This window comes from Acinetobacter sp. WU_MDCI_Abxc222 (assembly GCF_025514755.1).
Lineage (GTDB): Bacteria > Pseudomonadota > Gammaproteobacteria > Pseudomonadales > Moraxellaceae > Acinetobacter > Acinetobacter geminorum.
On sequence record NZ_JAHPVG010000001.1, the window covers coordinates 217898 to 234404 of the forward strand.

General features: G+C 37.3%; 16 protein-coding genes. 8 read left to right on the top strand and 8 right to left on the bottom strand.

All coding sequences use genetic code 11. From position 1 onward, the window contains the following. Positions 1-19: 19 nt before the first annotated feature. The 3 genes from KTJ10_RS01035 to KTJ10_RS01045 form a co-directional block, all read right to left on the bottom strand. A complete protein-coding gene (locus tag KTJ10_RS01035; RefSeq protein WP_262441135.1) occupies positions 20-1885 on the bottom strand; it encodes a SurA N-terminal domain-containing protein in 1866 nt (621 codons plus the stop codon). Between the two features lie 131 nt (positions 1886-2016). Next, the gene (locus KTJ10_RS01040) at positions 2017-2289 is read right to left on the bottom strand and encodes an HU family DNA-binding protein (RefSeq protein ID WP_001043034.1); all 273 of its coding nucleotides are present in this window, start codon (positions 2287-2289) and stop codon (positions 2017-2019) included. Between the two features lie 169 nt (positions 2290-2458). Continuing rightward, positions 2459-2914, bottom strand: a complete 456-nt coding sequence (locus KTJ10_RS01045) for a phasin family protein (protein WP_086264586.1) — start codon at positions 2912-2914, stop codon at positions 2459-2461. A 208-nt stretch (positions 2915-3122) separates the two neighbouring features. Between KTJ10_RS01045 and KTJ10_RS01050 the strand changes: the two genes are divergently transcribed. The 8 genes from KTJ10_RS01050 to fdx all read left to right on the top strand — a co-directional run bounded on the left by KTJ10_RS01050 (position 3123) and on the right by fdx (position 9237). Next, positions 3123-3770, top strand: a complete 648-nt coding sequence (locus KTJ10_RS01050; protein WP_086264585.1) for a hypothetical protein — start codon at positions 3123-3125, stop codon at positions 3768-3770. 109 nt (positions 3771-3879) lie between these two features. Next, a complete protein-coding gene (locus KTJ10_RS01055) occupies positions 3880-4353 on the top strand; it encodes an Rrf2 family transcriptional regulator (RefSeq protein WP_002117915.1) in 474 nt (157 codons plus the stop codon). Position 4354: 1 nt separating this feature from the next. Further along, positions 4355-5572 carry an IscS subfamily cysteine desulfurase gene (locus tag KTJ10_RS01060; protein ID WP_002117998.1) on the top strand — a complete coding sequence of 406 codons (1218 nt, stop codon included), beginning with the start codon at positions 4355-4357 and terminating at the stop codon, positions 5570-5572. A 66-nt stretch (positions 5573-5638) separates the two neighbouring features. Then, positions 5639-6025, top strand: coding sequence for a Fe-S cluster assembly scaffold IscU (gene iscU, locus KTJ10_RS01065; RefSeq protein ID WP_002117907.1), 387 nt, complete (start codon positions 5639-5641; stop codon positions 6023-6025). 30 nt (positions 6026-6055) lie between these two features. Continuing rightward, complete coding sequence (gene iscA, locus KTJ10_RS01070; RefSeq protein ID WP_017386859.1) at positions 6056-6376, top strand: iron-sulfur cluster assembly protein IscA; 321 nt, start codon at positions 6056-6058, stop codon at positions 6374-6376. 89 nt (positions 6377-6465) lie between these two features. Then, a complete protein-coding gene (gene hscB / locus KTJ10_RS01075) occupies positions 6466-6984 on the top strand; it encodes a Fe-S protein assembly co-chaperone HscB (protein WP_005076214.1) in 519 nt (172 codons plus the stop codon). 37 nt (positions 6985-7021) lie between these two features. Beyond that, on the top strand, positions 7022-8881 hold the full coding sequence (gene hscA, locus KTJ10_RS01080; RefSeq protein WP_262441136.1) for a Fe-S protein assembly chaperone HscA: 1860 nt from the start codon (positions 7022-7024) through the stop codon (positions 8879-8881). A 17-nt stretch (positions 8882-8898) separates the two neighbouring features. Continuing rightward, positions 8899-9237, top strand: coding sequence for an ISC system 2Fe-2S type ferredoxin (gene fdx, locus KTJ10_RS01085; protein ID WP_002117947.1), 339 nt, complete (start codon positions 8899-8901; stop codon positions 9235-9237). Positions 9238-9297: 60 nt separating this feature from the next. On the opposite strand, the gene KTJ10_RS01090 is transcribed toward fdx, so the two are convergent. The 5 genes from KTJ10_RS01090 to KTJ10_RS01110 all read right to left on the bottom strand — a co-directional run bounded on the left by KTJ10_RS01090 (position 9298) and on the right by KTJ10_RS01110 (position 16417). Then, on the bottom strand, positions 9298-10758 hold the full coding sequence (locus tag KTJ10_RS01090; RefSeq protein WP_086264582.1) for an adenylate/guanylate cyclase domain-containing protein: 1461 nt from the start codon (positions 10756-10758) through the stop codon (positions 9298-9300). Positions 10759-10814: 56 nt separating this feature from the next. Then, entirely contained in the window at positions 10815-11249 is a 435-nt protein-coding gene (locus tag KTJ10_RS01095; protein WP_199976750.1) for an HIT domain-containing protein, read from the bottom strand. A 201-nt stretch (positions 11250-11450) separates the two neighbouring features. Beyond that, complete coding sequence (gene mfd, locus KTJ10_RS01100; RefSeq protein ID WP_262441137.1) at positions 11451-14912, bottom strand: transcription-repair coupling factor; 3462 nt, start codon at positions 14910-14912, stop codon at positions 11451-11453. A 134-nt stretch (positions 14913-15046) separates the two neighbouring features. Beyond that, positions 15047-15403, bottom strand: coding sequence for a hypothetical protein (locus KTJ10_RS01105; RefSeq protein WP_086264580.1), 357 nt, complete (start codon positions 15401-15403; stop codon positions 15047-15049). A gap of 81 nt (positions 15404-15484) precedes the next feature. Then, complete coding sequence (locus KTJ10_RS01110; protein WP_086264705.1) at positions 15485-16417, bottom strand: Dyp-type peroxidase; 933 nt, start codon at positions 16415-16417, stop codon at positions 15485-15487. Positions 16418-16507 lie beyond the last annotated feature (90 nt).

Below are 16507 nucleotides of genomic sequence, written 5' to 3' on the forward strand. Positions count from 1 at the left end.
TTTTTATTTGATCAAATTATTATTTAATTTTTGCATGTGATTTTAAATATTGGCTGTAATCTTCCAATATTTGTTGACCACGTGATTGGCGATAAAGTTGTTTTAACTGTTGTAACTGATCGGCAGGAATGGCATTTACAGCTGATGAATTTACATTTGAAACTGCAACTACTACAAGCTCATTTGGTAAGTTTGCTGTTGTAACAGACCACATACCTGGTTTAGGTGTAGCTAAGCTAAATGCAGCACGTTCAATTTCACGTTTTAAACCTTGTGAGCGAGTAAACACACCAGCTGACTCAAATGCGACTTTGTTTTTAGCAACCACTTGGTCTGCAGGTTGAGTTTTAAACTCAGTCAACATAGTAGCAATTTTTGCTTGAGCAGCCTTACGCGCTTTTTCATCGATAACTTTGGCTTTCGCTTCATTCATCGCTTGCGCTAATGGTTTTACACCAGCTGCGTGGTAATCACGTACTTTAACCCATAACGTATCACCATTCGCTAACTGAATATTAGAGGAAGTATTACGGTCACCATTCTTCACATCATCATTAAATAATTTAATTTTGACGCTTGGATCACTTAAATATGGATTTTGAGTAGCTAAAGTTACACCATTTAATGATTCAACTTTTGTACCTTTTACTTCTTGAACAACAGCTTCTAAAGAATCATTGCCAACAATCGTTTCATTCAAACTATTTACGGTATCTGAATAAACGGTCGCAACTTTATTCTTCTCAACCTCAGCAGTTAAACGAGCCTTCTCAGCTTCAAATGAAGGGATTTGGTTAGCTTGAGTTTCTGCTTCAATAATATGATAACCATATTGTGTTTTTACTGGCTGTGAAACTTGTCCATTTTTCAAACTTAAAACAGTTTTATCAAATGCATCCGAGAAAACACCTGGTGCATATGCTTCAACTAAGCCGCCTTTTGCTTTTGAACTAGGATCTTCAGAGAACTGTGCCGCAGCTTGTGCAAATGAAAGACCACCCTGAATTTTCGCATAAACTTCTTTTGCCAGTTTTTGAGCCGCTGCATCATCACGAGCATCAGTAGTAATTAAAATATGCTTCACAGTTCGCTTAGCATCTTTTTTCTGAGTTTCAACAAACTTAGCATATGCTTGCTGAAGTTCAGCCTCAGTTGCAGGGGCTGGTTTCGCTATCATTGAAGGAGACAATACAACATAATCAACATCAACCGAAGCCTGTTGCTTAAACTCACCTTGATGCTTGTTATAATAATCTGTAGCTTCTTGATTAGAAGCAGTTAAACCTGTTTTGTAAGCATCTAATTTAATGCTAGCTAAATGTAATGTACGTTGTTCAGTTTGCAAATTCGCAATTTGCATGAGATCAACTTTGCTTACTAATGAGTAGTCAGTAAATGTTGATGTTAACATTTTCAAAGCATGATCTTGACGTAGGCTTGATATCAACCCCTGACTCGTCATGCCAATCGAACGTAAGTAGTTTTCATAAAGTTTTTGTGAAAATTGACCATTCTCTTGCAAACTAGGCTGTTGAGCTAACATTTGCTCAATTTGAGCATCACTCAGAGAGATACCTAATTTTTCAGCTTGCTGTATCAATAAATTACGTGACACTAAAATATCAAGTGCCTTAGCCTGAATGACAGGCAAATTGAGTAAACTCTCATCCCCTTTAACAGCAGCTAAATATTGTTCTTTGTAAGACTGAGTTAAAGTTTCAAGGTCTTTTTTAGATATTTCTTGGCCATTTACTGTCTTAGCAACATCAGCCTTGTTTCCCCTATTAAAATATCCTTCAATACCTACAAGTGCTAAAGGGGTCAAAAACAAAATTAGAAGGACTTTGCCGAGCCAACCCTTAATGACTGTACGAAACGATTCCATAAGTATTCCAATATTTTATTTCGAGGAGAATTTTAACTGAAAAACCACAATCAATGAATGAGCAATATTGGTCAATTCAGATATTTAATAAAAAACGCGCCTATTCTGGCGCGTTTATTCATCTTAAAAGATTAAGCTACTGAATCTTTAAGACCTTTACCAGCTTTAAAGCTAGGTACTTTTGTTGCTTTAATTTGAAGCTCTTCGCCAGTTTTTGGGTTACGACCAGTACGTGCAGCACGTTCTTTAACACTGAAAGTACCAAAACCAACTAAAGTTACTGTGTCACCTTTTTTAAGTGCTTCAGTAATTGACGCAATTGTCGCATCGAGTGCCTTGCCTGCATCAGTCTTAGATACTCCCCCTTTTTCAGCAATTGCATCGATTAATTCTGATTTATTCATGAATAAAACATCCTCTTAATATCGTTTGTTTAAGGTCCAAGGCTATAGTTTAAAAGGCCATGACGCCTTTATAGCAATGCTTTAGGGGAAAACGCAATACTAGAGCAGGGCTTTTAGCAAAAATAAATGCTAAAAAACTGTTATATATTTGCTAAATCCCAACATTTTTTTACTTTTTATTCAATTTTGCTTTCAACTGTTGATTTTCTTCTATTAAAGCATCCACCTTAATATGCAGTTGTACAAGCAACTGTTCGATATGTTGTAAATCCTTCGGTGTCACCAATCCAATACGATTTAAAGAGTGATTAACACTCGTATCAAGAATCTTTTCTACTCTGTCTTTTGTTTCAGATACAGACTCTTTTGCTTTTTCTGTGACCTTACCGACAGTATTGTCTGCTAAGTCTCCAGTTTTTGATTCTAGCTCCTCACCTACTTTAACTAAGGAATCAAACAGCTTATTTCCTTCTTCTTCCGCACGAGAAAAAGCGCCTAATCCAGCTAACCAAATTTGCTTAGTATACTTCCTAAAATCCAAAGCTGATTTTCTTGAACTTTTTGATTTTAATTTATTTTTTTCTTCCGACTCTTCTATCTGGGTATCTATATTTGCATTATCCATTAATCTAAACTCCTAATCAGATGAGAGAAATGATGACTGATTTGACCACAAAATATTTCTATAATATCAAAGTAAAGACTTGATCCATTTACAAAACTGTTCTACAAAGCAAATAAGTCATGTAAATATATTTAACACGACATTGTGTTAAGTTTGGGATAGGATGTCCCATTCTTCAGTTAATTGCTATTTCTAAGGATAAACTTTTATGAGTGAAACGCAACAAAGACAAAAACATCCGCGTCTGTTGCTAAATATTGTTCTAATTATCTTAGAAACTTTTTTTTCATTTATTCTCACCCACGATGGTGCCCTTCGCTTGCAAGCGAAAAAGTTTATTTTGAACAAAACAACGATTCGTATTAATAGCTATTTACCTTTCTTTGACTTCTATGTTCAATTTACAGAAAAAGGCTTGTTATTCGATATTCACTCTTTTGATAGACGTATTGATCTTGAGATCAATAGTACGCTTATTGATCTAATTAAAATTTTCGGATTTTCTAATCAACGCAGTCTAAAAAATATGCGTATTGATGGTGATGAGGAAACGAAAAAGGAACTTTTAGATTTAATTTCTCATTTGACTCTTCCAAAATTGCTAGTTGACTGGAAGCAGTGGTTTAACACTCCAGATGATGAAGCTGAAACTCTTGCTTCACGTAAACGAATCGCCCCATTACTTGAGAAAATTGATCAACAAAGATCAGAGATCAACTCCCTTCACGTGGAAATTAAACAATATCAAAATCGAATTAATCGCTTACAACGACGTCAACGAAATATTAACTTCTCCTTTGGTATAATTAGCCTAATATTTATTGTTTATTTCATATATAATTTGTGGGTTGCCTAATTTATTTTTCTATTTTGTTCCAGCACTTGAATTAAAAATAAAAAAACTTGACTATTTTAGTCGGGATTCATAAAATCCTATTATCTAGTCTTAACATGTGTATCGAATCATGCGCCTTACAACTCGCGGTCGCTACGCAGTGACTGCTCTACTTGATTTAGCTTTGCAGCCAACTGAACAAACGATCACGCTCGCCGAAATTGCCGCACGCCAATCCATTTCAGTTGCTTATTTAGAACAGTTATTCGCAAAACTTAAGCGTCATGGGTTAGTTTCTAGTGTTCGTGGTGCAAATGGTGGTTACCATTTGGCTCGAAATGCTGATGAAATTACTGTGTTAGAAATTATTGAAGCTGTAAATGAAACGGTTGATGCAACACGTTGTGACCATAAAGGTAACTGCCAAAATGGTGCAATGTGTCTCACTCATGATTTATGGCAAGAACTCTCTCATCATATTGCCGACTATTTAGCAAAAATCTCTCTTGCCGACCTCATTAGCCGAGACAACGTTCAAACTGTTGCATTACGCCAAAATGTGACTGGCACAGATTCAGCTCTTTTATCGGGTACAGGTATTTGATATGAAACGTCCAATTTATCTTGATTACGCAGCAACCACTCCAGTAGATCCGCAAGTTGCAGAACGTATGATGGAGTGTTTAACTTTCGACGGTACCTTTGGTAATGCTGCGTCTCGTTCACACGCTTATGGCTGGCAGGCAGAAGAAAAAGTTGAATATGCACGTGAGCAAGTAGCAAATTTAATTAAAGCTGATCCACGTGAAATCGTTTGGACTTCTGGTGCAACTGAATCAGATAACCTTGCCCTTAAAGGTGTAGCTCAATTCTATGCATCTAAAGGCAAACATATCATTACAAGTAAAATTGAACACAAAGCTGTTTTAGATCCTTGTCGTGAATTAGAAGAACAAGGCTTTGAAATTACTTATTTAGAGCCAGAACCACAAACAGGTTTAATTACTCCTGAAATGGTTAAGGCTGCCCTTCGCCCAGATACTATTCTTGTTTCTCTTATGATGGTAAACAATGAAATTGGTACAGTTACAGATGTAGCGGCGATTGGTGAATTAACACGTGCCAACAAAACATTTTTCCACGTAGATGCAGCGCAAGCAGCTGGTAAAGTTGATATCGACTTATCTACTATGAAAATTGATCTTATGAGTTTCTCTGCTCATAAAATTTATGGTCCAAAAGGTATCGGCGCATTATATGTACGTCGTAGCCCACGTGTTCGCCTAAAAGCACAAATCCATGGTGGTGGTCATGAACGTGGTATGCGTTCTGGTACTTTGGCTACTCACCAAATCGTTGGTATGGGTGAAGCTTTTGAGATTGCAGGCAAAACAATGCATGCAGAACAAGAGCGTCTCCGTAAACTTCGTGACAAACTTTGGAACGGTTTACAAGACCTTGAACAAGTGTTCTTAAATGGTCACCCAACTCAAAACGTTGCAAACTATTTAAATGTTAGCTTCAACTTTGTTGAAGGTGAATCTTTAATGATGTCGCTTAAAGATGCTGCAGTATCAAGTGGTTCTGCTTGTACTTCTGCAACTTTAGAGCCTTCATATGTTCTTCGTGCATTAGGTTTATCTGATGAGCTAGCACACAGCTCAATCCGCTTTAGTTTTGGCAAATACACAACTGAAGAAGACATTGACCACGTGCTTACAATTACCAAAGCCGCTGTTGAGAAATTACGTGAACTTTCTCCGCTTTGGGATATGTACAAAGAAGGTATCGATCTTTCTACAGTTGAATGGGCAGAACACTAATTATTGAAATTAGTGTTTTAACCCTCATATTAATATTAGGCTGACCCCGAGGTTTGGAGAAGCGAAATGGCTTATAGCGAAAAGGTAATTGATCATTACGAAAACCCACGTAATGTTGGTGTTTTAGATAAAAACTCTGAAAATGTTGGTACAGGCATGGTGGGTGCACCTGCATGTGGCGACGTGATGCGTTTACAAATTCAGGTAAATGATAGTGGTGTGATTGAAGAAGCACGCTTCAAAACTTATGGTTGTGGTTCTGCAATTGCATCAAGCTCACTTGTAACTGAATGGTTAAAAGGTAAGACTCTTGATGAAGCTCAAGCGATCAAAAATATTGATATCGCAACTGAGCTTGCTCTTCCTCCAGTAAAAGTTCACTGCTCTGTACTAGCTGAAGATGCAATTAAAGCTGCGATTGATGATTACCGCAGTAAAAAATCTAAAGCTTAATTTGTTACCATTGTAAACGTTGGAGTTTTCATGATTCATTTAACTGAAAATGCTGCGACTCATATTAACAATTACCTTAAAAATCGAGGTAAGGGTGAAGGCATTCGCGTGGGTGTGAAAACTTCTGGTTGTTCTGGGTTGGCTTATGTTCTCGAATTTGTTGATTCTGTCGATGAACATGACCAAGTTTTCGAACAATTTGGCGTTAAGGTTTTTGTAGATCCAAAAAGTCTTGTCTATTTAGAAGGCTTAGAAATGGATTACGTAAAGAATGGCCTTAACGAAGGGTTCGAATTTAACAATCCCAACAAAAAAGGTGAATGTGGTTGCGGTGAGTCTTTCACTGTATAACTCCCTCTTCTCCTTCCATCCTTTCATTAAAACAGTGACTTTTTATAGCACTGTTTTAATGTATTTAATTAATGTGGACCTCCTTTCTAATGAATCATTTTGAGTTGTTCAATTTACCCGTAGAACTCGATATCGATTTGGCAAGCTTAAAATCTAGTTTCTTAAGTTTGCAACAGCAATATCACCCAGATAAAGCAGAAGATAAAGATCAGGCATTGATCAAATCAAGTGAAATCAATCAAGCTTTTAAAGTACTTTCGCAAGTAGATAGCCGTGCTGCTTATCTATTAGCGTTAAAAAAGCAAGATCATCACCTCGATCAATCCATTAGTGATTTTGAGTTCCTACAATCAGCTCTAGAGCTTCGTGAGCAACTTGATGAAGCAACTTCACAAGAGCATTTAAGTACTCTTAAGCAAGAAGTTTTTCAATGGATTGAGGGCTTAGTTCGCGAATTTAAAATTGACTACTCAGATGAAGATTGGGGCGAAGCTCGAGATACTGTACGTAAATTACGTTTCTTTCAGCGCGTTCTTAACGATATTGAAAAAGCAGAAGATCAACTGTTGGATGATGAAGACAACTTTGATTTAGATGATGATTTTTAATTTGCTTTTTCCAATTTATATTCAAAGGATTTAACTCATGGCACTTTTGCAAATTGCTGAACCGGGTCAATCCAGTGCCCCACATGAACACCGCATTGCGATTGGTATCGACCTAGGAACAACACATTCTTTAGTTGCGACAGTGTTATCAGGCAAACCAAAAGTCCTTAACGACGAAAAAGAAAGAAGACTTCTTCCTTCTATTGTGCATTATGGAAATGATGTCACTCATTATGGTGAAGAAGCGAAACCTTTCATTATTGCTGATCCAAAAAATACAATTGTTTCTGTAAAGCGTTTTATGGGACGCTCAAAAGCAGATATCAAATTTCAACACCCGTATGAATTAGTGGGTTCTGAAAATGAGATGCCAGCTTTCGAGACACGTTCTGGCCGCAAAACACCTGTTGAAATTTCAGCTGAAATTTTAAAACAACTAAAAGAACGTGCTGAATCAAGCTTACAAAACCCAGTAAATGGAGCGGTAATTACTGTTCCAGCCTATTTTGATGAAGCACAACGTCAAGCAACACGCGATGCTGCACAGCTGGCTGGTTTGAATGTATTACGCCTATTAAATGAGCCAACTGCTGCTGCTGTGGCTTATGGTTTAGATCAAGAAACAAATTTAGCTACAGATCATAACTATGTGATTTATGATCTAGGTGGTGGTACTTTCGACGTATCAATCCTACGTTTTTCACAAGGTGTCTTTGAAGTATTAGCTACAGGTGGTCATACTGCTTTAGGTGGTGATGATTTAGATCGTCTCATTGTTAAGTGGGCTAAAAAACAATTAAATATTGATACGCTAAGTGATGAGAGCTATGCAATATTTATTGTTGCTGCTCGCCAAGCGAAAGAACAACTTTCTACACAAGAATCAGTTCAATTAAAACTAGTTGAAAATGTACTAACACTTGATCGCTCAACCTTTGAGAGCATTATTCAAGTTGCTTTAGACAAAACAATCAGTGTTTGCAAACGTGTTTTACGTGATGCAAAACTTGAATTATCAGATATTCAAAATGTTGTTTTAGTTGGTGGTTCTACCCGTTCGTATGCTGTTCAGCAAGCAGTTCGTAATGTGTTTAACCAAGAACCACTTTGCACGATTAATCCTGATGAAGTAGTAGCAATTGGTGCTTCTATTACAGCAAATCAATTAATTGGAAACAGCCAAGACGGTTCGCTACTTTTAGATGTTACTCCTCTTTCCCTTGGCTTAGAAACCATGGGTGGATTAGTAGAGCGTCTTATTTCTCGTAATACAGCTATTCCGGTTGCTCGCCGCCAAGAGTTTACTACTTATCAAGATGGCCAAACTGCCATGCTGATTCATGTAGTTCAAGGTGAAAGAGATTTAGTCGAACACTGTCGATCGTTAGGAAGATTCGTTCTTCATGGCATTCCTCCAATGACTGCTGGTCAAGCACGTATTGAAGTTACCTTTCAGGTAGATGCAGACGGCTTGCTTACCGTTTCAGCTCGTGAAACAACTTCAGGTGTACAAGCTCAAATTGATATTAAACCATCTTATGGTTTATCAGAGTCTGACACTGAACGCTTATTAATTGAAGGTTTCCAACACGCAGAAGAAGACAAAAATCTGCGTCATTTAAAAGAAACCAAAGTTGAAGCTCAACGTGAGCTTGAAGCATTAGAACAAGCTTTGAAAGTTGATGCTGATTTACTCAATGCTGAGCAGCTCGAAGCACTTAAAACCGCTGAAAATATGCTTAAAGTACAACTTGATGGCAATGATATTCAAGCGATTGAAAAATCTGTAGAACAACTTAAAGTACATAGTGATGCTTTTGCTGCACTACGTATGAATCGACATATTGACCACGCCTTAAAAGGTACAAAACTTGAAGATTGGTCAAATTCAAACTAAAGGTATAGGTGATCAATATGCCCCGCATTAAAGTACTTCCTCACGCTCAATTTTGTCCTGAAGGTGCAGAATTTGAAGTTGAACAGAATGCAAATCTTTGCCAAAGTTTGCTGGATCGAGGAATTAAAATCGAACATGCATGTGACATGTCATGCGCTTGTACAACATGCCACGTAGTAGTTCGTAAAGGTTTTGATAGCCTAGAAGAAATGGATGATGTTGAAGCAGATCTTTTAGATCGAGCTTGGGGTCTTGAACCAGATTCTCGCCTTTCATGCCAAGTAAAAGTTGTGGATGAAGATTTAGAAATTGAGATTCCTAAATATACAATTAACCATGCTTCAGAAAATCATTAATCGTGTTAATAAAAAAGCTGCTTTAAAAGCAGCTTTTTTTATATTTTATAAACTCTAAACTTAATCTTGTTGGTCTATTTCTAAAGGCTTAACTTCATCTTCAAGTCTTAACTGCGCTATACCTTGAGTATTCACTAAAGTTTGTTGAACTTTAATTCGTTGAATCATTTTCTCAAGCACTTCTACTAATTCAGGATATTCATAGTTTTGTACTTCTTCTAAGTTAAGCACCAAGTGAAAGCCTTTATATTCGTAATCAAACCATTGCTGATGATCTGATTTATTGCCTGTATATTTCTCCATCACTTGCCATGTCTTTACCGCACCTTGAATACCTTTTAGATAAATCGGTGTCTTGGGAGCACACAGGAAATCACTTTTAATTAATTGATAAGTATCGTCTGAAATTAAGATTTCATCTATTTCAGCAGCATATTGCAGACGAGCCGCTAAATTCACATCACGACCCACAATCGTATAAGCCATACGATGGGTTGCCCCATAATTTCCTACGTGGCAATAACCTGTACTAATACCCATTCGGATATGCAATGCTGAGTAACCCATTTTTTTCCAGCGCTCGCGCAGCAGTTTCATTTGCTGACGCATAGCTATTGCCATTTCTACACATGCTTTGGCATCTTGCTCCACACCTTGTGAATTCGGATCACCAAAAAATATGAGGATGGCATCTCCCATAAATTTATCGACTGTAGCTTCATACTGTTTAGCAATTTCAGTCATATGACTTAAATAATCATTAAGCAAGAATGCTAAATCATCTGGAATTAAAGTTTCTGATAACTCTGTAAATCCCTGAATATCAGAAAAAAACACCGTCATTTTTTTACGCTTATACTCAATCTTTGCTTCAGCCTCACCACGCATAATAGATTGCCATAACTGTAATGGCGCATAACGGCTTAGTTGATTAGCAAAAGCAATATAGCGGGTCATTTGGTCATAGTAATGTTGACGCTGCTGACTGATTTTTTTAACCCAACGATGCTGGTAGTAGTTTCCGATAGTAATAAACATAACCAAGCCAAGAAGTGTAATTACAGTCAACTCTTGGCTAGTAGGCTCAAAATATGTATAAAAACCAAATAAAAAGAAAGTACTTAAATAAAAAATAATCGCGCCTAACAAACTCGTCAAACAAATGACTGCGAAAGAAATACGACTATTAATTGCTGAATAAAACAAGGCAAAAAGTGCAATAAATGTAGGCACTAAATTAAGATGCAGACCAGCCAATGTAACTGCTACAACAATTGCATCGATTGCAAAGAAAACACTTTTTTGAGTTTTTTTATCGAATTGGTACTGAAGCCAATGTTCTAACTTCGAACTAATAAAAAGCAGAAATAGAAAAAAAGGTGGAACATAGATCTGATAATTTGTATTAGGTGAGGTAAAAGCATAGATCACTAAAATTAATGACAGAATTGAATATCCCATCAAGCGATGAAAATATGCAAACTGCTTAGGCTCTCTATCGATAAACCTCTCTAATTGCACCCTATCCTCCACACCTCAATGTAGCCACATTCATATAAATGTGGCATTGCATTGATTTAGTCCATGCGCCAATCAAATGGCATATCACCTTGACCACGTAACGCAAGCATAAGAGTTTGACGCATATGAGCCAGCACATCATTTGTATAAGGAACCGCAGGTGTACCCCATACTGGTTTAGGCCATGCAACATCATTCTGATAACGTACCACATGATGGAAATGCAATTGAGGCACCACATTTCCCAAAGCGGCAACATTCATTTTATCAGCGCGGAATACACGAGATAGCTGGCTAGATAACCAACTTGATTCACGTAAAAACTGTTCTTGGTCAGCTTGGCTCAACTCATATAATTCTGTGATTCCCGGCACACGAGGGATTAAAATCAGCCAAGGGAATTGCATATCATTCATTAAACGACATGTTGAAAGCGGGAAATCGCCTACAAAAAAAGTATCTTGAGCAAGTTGTGGATGCAAACTAAACATATCTTTTATAAATGACAATAAACAATAATGGCTAATACTATCACATCAGTTTTGATGTGAGTATTGCTAGTGTCTGGTTTGATTACAAATAACAATGATTTTATGCACTTATTACCCCAACAGACCGAGAAATCGTGCATAAAACTCTGTTATCAACATACAAAGAATTTATATGGAATGGAAATCACTTTAAAACACTATTTAAGCATGTAATTCATTCAATAATTTCGCTAATAAATCATTAATAAATTGGATCCGTTTTTCCTGTTCTTCAAGCTGAACCATAACCTTTAAACGTTGACCACCTTCCATACGATAATAGGTTGGATGCTTTTGCATGAGTTGAATAATACTAATGGCCTGAACAGGTGTATCAGGCGAGAATTCAATATTGCCACCTTGCGTATTAATATCGATCTTAGTAATCCCTAGATGTTCAGCTTTCAGTCGAATTTGGTGAACACTAAATAAGTGTTTAACTGATTGCGGTGGAACTCCAAAACGGTCAATAAGCTCCATACGGATATTGTCGAGCTTTTCTTGGGTATCTGTATTACTAATACGCTTATAGAATAATAAACGCTGATGCACGTCACCTAGATACTCATCTGGAATTAGTGCAGGAATGTGTAAATTAATTTCTGCAGTTAATGATAAAGGCGCATCAAAATTCGGTGTTTTACCTTGCTGAATCGCTTTAGTAGCTTTTTCCAGCATTTCCATATATAGGCTATATCCAATTGCCTGCATTGAGCCACTTTGCTGCTCACCTAAAAGCTCACCTGCGCCTCGAATTTCTAAATCTTCTGTAGCCAGCATAAAACCAGCACCAAGAGTTGAAGCACGTTGAATTGCATCTAGACGTTTTTCAGCATCACCTTTTAAATGCTTTATCGAAGGAACCAATAAATAGGCATAGGCTTGGTGGTGTGAACGTCCTACACGGCCACGTAATTGGTGTAGTTGAGCTAAACCTAGTTTGTCGGCCCTTTCTATCAAAATAGTGTTGGCATTTGGAACATCGATTCCTGTTTCGATAATTGTTGAGCATACCAATACATTGTATTCTTTGTGATAGAACTGTTGCATGACTTGCTCAAGTTCTCTTTCCCTCATTTGTCCGTGTGCAACAGCTACACGAGCTTCAGGGACAAGCACACGAATATTTTCAGCTGCTCTCTCAATCGTATCAACTTCATTGTGCAAGAAATATACTTGTCCACCACGCAGTAACTCACGCAAGATCGCTTCTTTAATAGACGCTTCAGTATGTTCTTGTACAAAGGTTTTAACAGCTAAACGACGGGCTGGTGGTGTAGCAATGATAGATAAATCACGCATTCCCGAAAAAGCCATATTAAGCGTACGAGGAATTGGTGTAGCTGTAAGCGTTAACATATCTACATCTGCACGTAATGCTTTAATACGCTCTTTATCACGCACCCCAAAACGGTGCTCTTCGTCGACCACCATTAAGCCTAAATCTTTAAACTGCACATTTTCTTGTAAAAGTTTATGGGTACCCACCACAATATCGACTTTGCCTTCAGCAAGGTCTTCAATATTTTTCGTATGGGTTTTATTTGAACCAAAGCGTGATAATACTTCAATACGAACAGGCCAATCGGCAAAACGGTCTTTAAAAGATTCATAATGCTGTTGAGCAAGTAATGTCGTCGGTACTAATACAGCGACCTGTTTGCCATTTTGCACCGCAACAAATGCCGCACGCATCGCAACTTCTGTTTTACCAAAACCAACGTCCCCACAAACAAGTCGATCCATCGGTTTAGCTTGTTGCATATCATAAAGCGTCGCTTCAATAGCATTGGCTTGATCAATTGTTTCTTCGTACGCAAATCCGCTTGCAAATTGCATATAAAGTGACTGATCGACTTCAAAACCAAAGCCAGGTTTTGACTGACGACGTGCTTGTATATGTAGCAACTCTGCTGCAACATCATGAATTTGTTCTAAAGCTTTACGTTTAGCCTTACTCCACGCGTCAGTTCCAATTTTATGTAATGGTGCTAAGTCCGGATCTCCACCACTGTAACGACTAATAAGATGCAAGTTAGTCACAGGCACATAAACTTTTGCCTCTTCAGCATAGTCTAGTTGCAAGAATTCATAATCTTGCCCTTCAATTGCCAAAGTAATTAATCCAGCGTAACGCCCGACACCATGATCGATATGAACAACAGGAGCACCTATGCTTAATTCGGTCAAACTACGAATTAGAAACTCTTCTGAAACTTCTTGTTGACGTTTACGACGACGTTGGACTACCCGATGCTCATATAACTGATTTTCTGAAATAACAGACAATTGATCGGTTAAAAGCAACCCACGGTCTAATGGCGCATTCGTAATCGCAATCGCAAACTGACTTTTCTGGAATTGCTCAAAACTATCTACACTAGGAATATCTCCCAGACTGGCACGCAAACCGTCTCTTAAACTTTCACGTCGACCAGCACTTTCTGCAACCAATAAAACAGGATGGTTTGCTTCATCAATATATTTTTTAACTACGGCAAATGGTTTGTCTTTTTTCGGATCAACTGGCAACTTAGGTGGTTGCTCAACCTTAAGATTTAGAGCCCCAGCTTTTTCTTCAACTGTTTCAGCGCTCACAAGCATACGTGGGAACTGATTTAAGGCACTTAGTAAGTTATTTGGTGCAATAAATAACTCATCAGGTGGGAGAATTGGCTGGTCTGCGTTATGACGTCTATCTTCATAGCGACGGAAAACTTCTTTCCAAAAACTGGTTAAATCAGCATCCACATCATCATTTGTAATTACAATGCAATTCTTTGGAAAGTACGTTGTAAGTGTACTTTGGGATTGCATTTGAGTTTTATCAAAAAATAACGGTAAATAGAACTCGATTCCCGGAGATGCGATACCATCAAGAACGTCTTGGTAAATTGGGTTTTTCTTAGGATTTGCAGTCGGAAAAAGTTCAGAATAACGGTCTCTAAAAATTGAACGAGCTTCTTTTAATGGAAACTCTTTTGCTGGTAAGACGGTAAAACTTTTTAAAGTAGTTGTTGTTCTTTGTGTTTCTGGATCAAAGAATTTTAAAGTATCAATTTCATCATCAAATAGGTCAATACGGATAGGTGCTTCCTGTCCTGATGCAAAAATATCCATGATGCTACCACGTACAGCAAACTCACCATGGTCGTAAACTGTATCTACTAAATGATACCCAGCTTGTACTAAACGCAGCTTCTGCTGTTCTAAATCAAATTTTTGCCCCACACGAATATCAAAATGCTCACCTAAAACCCAAGAATAGGGTGCAACTCTTTGAGCTAAAGTGCTTGCTGAAACGAGCAATACACCTTTTTGCGGCATATTGGATAAAATCGCGAGACGTTCTGAAACAATATCTTGATGAGGTGACAAGCGATCATAAGGCAGAATCTCCCAATCAGGGAAAATTGTCGGCTTTATGCCATAAAATTCAAGTTCACTTTCTAACTGAGCAACATGTTGGTTATTTCGAGCCACTATAACGAGCAAAGATGAATGCTGAACGGCAATTTCTTTGAATAATAATGCAGCAGATGAACCTAATAACGACCCTACCCAACGCTTTTCACCGGCTTTGAGCTGTTGTAAATTCAATTGAGAGATTTCTTGTTGAAACATGTATATGGCTTTTATCAGCTAAGAAGATATGAGCTCAATAGTAGCATGATGTTTTTAGTGAAATGAGTTATTTTTTTGAAAATCAAACTACTAGTTGGCCCTACTTTTTATATTTTTTAATCAATCAACTATGATTATTTATCACGCAAAAACAAAACGTAATATTGATTCAATATTTGTATAATCGCTTTGAGTTGAAGTAGTTTTTCTTGAGTATTTTCTAATCTTGCAACATAACGCTGTGTTGCAATTTCTAGATCAATCTTTTCATTAATTTGTGGCGTAATTTGAAATAACTTTTGAAGATTATCAAAATTCTGTAATTTACGGTTTGAGAAATATTCCAGATGCTCTGACCATTTCTGATTAATCAATACATCATTAATAATAGGCCCACGTTCAGAATCAAATTTTAATTGGTTCTCTTGCAAGTAAATTTGTTCAGGTGTCTCTTTCGAGCCTTGAAAAAGCTGCGTTATCTTTTTAAACATTTCATCACATCATATTTATTTCAATTTAAATGATAAAAGTAACCTAGTCACTTCCATCATTTAAGTCTTCTAAATTAACGACTATTCATCGCCTAAATCATCAAGAAAATCTACAGTCGGTACAAAGAATAAAGTACCTGTTTGAGCAGTACTAAAGTCAAGTAACCGGTCTAGGTTACCATGCTCGTTGCCTAAAAACATGTTCTCAAGCATTTGTCGGGTTGTACTAAATTTACGCGAGTAGCCAATAAAGAATGTGCCATATTCATTTCTAGAAGGATTTGAAAAAGGCATATTAGCTCGCATAATTTTAAGTTCATTACCTTCCGCATCATGAGCTTTACTAACCACATTATGAGCAGTTAAAGGTTTTTCATCATCGCCGAGCTCAACATCATTGAACTTTTTACGACCAATCACTTTTTCTTGCTCTTCGTCAGTTAATGAACGCCATTTGTCCATATCGTGTGTATATTTCTGGATAAAAGCATAACTTCCCCCGATAAAATCAGGGTCTTCATCGCCTACCAATGCCCACTGCGCTGCAATAACTGGTTCAGGATTCTCCGTTCCATCTACAAAGCCAATAATTGCTCGTCCGTCAAAATAACGAAAACCATGAACTTCATCAATTGGATAAGTTACCTTACCAAGCTGTTGATTAATTATATTGCCCAACTCGTAACATAAGGCCTGACGATCAGCACGAATATGAAAAAATAAATCACCTGGAGTTGAGACAGCCGTGTATTTCGGACCTCTAATTTCTTGAAATGGTTGTAACTCTTGAGGCTTGGATTGCTCTGGAAACAATATATCCCATGCATTGGAGCTAAAACCTAAAGTAGCATTAAATTTACTATCTGGATAACGGTTAGTTAGACTTCTGGTTAGTGCTGAAAAATTAGCAGCAAAATCTTTTACTTTTTCTATTACAGAATCACCTTGAGCTAGTCCCAATACAATAAATAATGCATTTTCACCAGGAGCACTCGTTACAGGTTGAATTCTCATACATTCCATAAAATATGCCTTTTTAGGTATTTAAGTTTATTAATTTAGCATACTCATATTTTTTTCATACAACCTGTTAAGAAATCTGAT

Coding starts and splice junctions, on each gene's coding strand:
- KTJ10_RS01035 (WP_262441135.1), bottom strand. CDS start 1,885: ATGGAATCGTTTCGTACAGTCATTAAGGGTTGGCTCGGCAAAGTCCTT.
- KTJ10_RS01040 (WP_001043034.1), bottom strand. CDS start 2,289: ATGAATAAATCAGAATTAATCGATGCAATTGCTGAAAAAGGGGGAGTA.
- KTJ10_RS01045 (WP_086264586.1), bottom strand. CDS start 2,914: ATGGATAATGCAAATATAGATACCCAGATAGAAGAGTCGGAAGAAAAA.
- KTJ10_RS01050 (WP_086264585.1), top strand. CDS start 3,123: ATGAGTGAAACGCAACAAAGACAAAAACATCCGCGTCTGTTGCTAAAT.
- KTJ10_RS01055 (WP_002117915.1), top strand. CDS start 3,880: ATGCGCCTTACAACTCGCGGTCGCTACGCAGTGACTGCTCTACTTGAT.
- KTJ10_RS01060 (WP_002117998.1), top strand. CDS start 4,355: ATGAAACGTCCAATTTATCTTGATTACGCAGCAACCACTCCAGTAGAT.
- iscU (WP_002117907.1), top strand. CDS start 5,639: ATGGCTTATAGCGAAAAGGTAATTGATCATTACGAAAACCCACGTAAT.
- iscA (WP_017386859.1), top strand. CDS start 6,056: ATGATTCATTTAACTGAAAATGCTGCGACTCATATTAACAATTACCTT.
- hscB (WP_005076214.1), top strand. CDS start 6,466: ATGAATCATTTTGAGTTGTTCAATTTACCCGTAGAACTCGATATCGAT.
- hscA (WP_262441136.1), top strand. CDS start 7,022: ATGGCACTTTTGCAAATTGCTGAACCGGGTCAATCCAGTGCCCCACAT.
- fdx (WP_002117947.1), top strand. CDS start 8,899: ATGCCCCGCATTAAAGTACTTCCTCACGCTCAATTTTGTCCTGAAGGT.
- KTJ10_RS01095 (WP_199976750.1), bottom strand. CDS start 11,249: ATGTTTAGTTTGCATCCACAACTTGCTCAAGATACTTTTTTTGTAGGC.
- mfd (WP_262441137.1), bottom strand. CDS start 14,912: ATGTTTCAACAAGAAATCTCTCAATTGAATTTACAACAGCTCAAAGCC.
- KTJ10_RS01105 (WP_086264580.1), bottom strand. CDS start 15,403: ATGTTTAAAAAGATAACGCAGCTTTTTCAAGGCTCGAAAGAGACACCT.
- KTJ10_RS01110 (WP_086264705.1), bottom strand. CDS start 16,417: ATGAGAATTCAACCTGTAACGAGTGCTCCTGGTGAAAATGCATTATTT.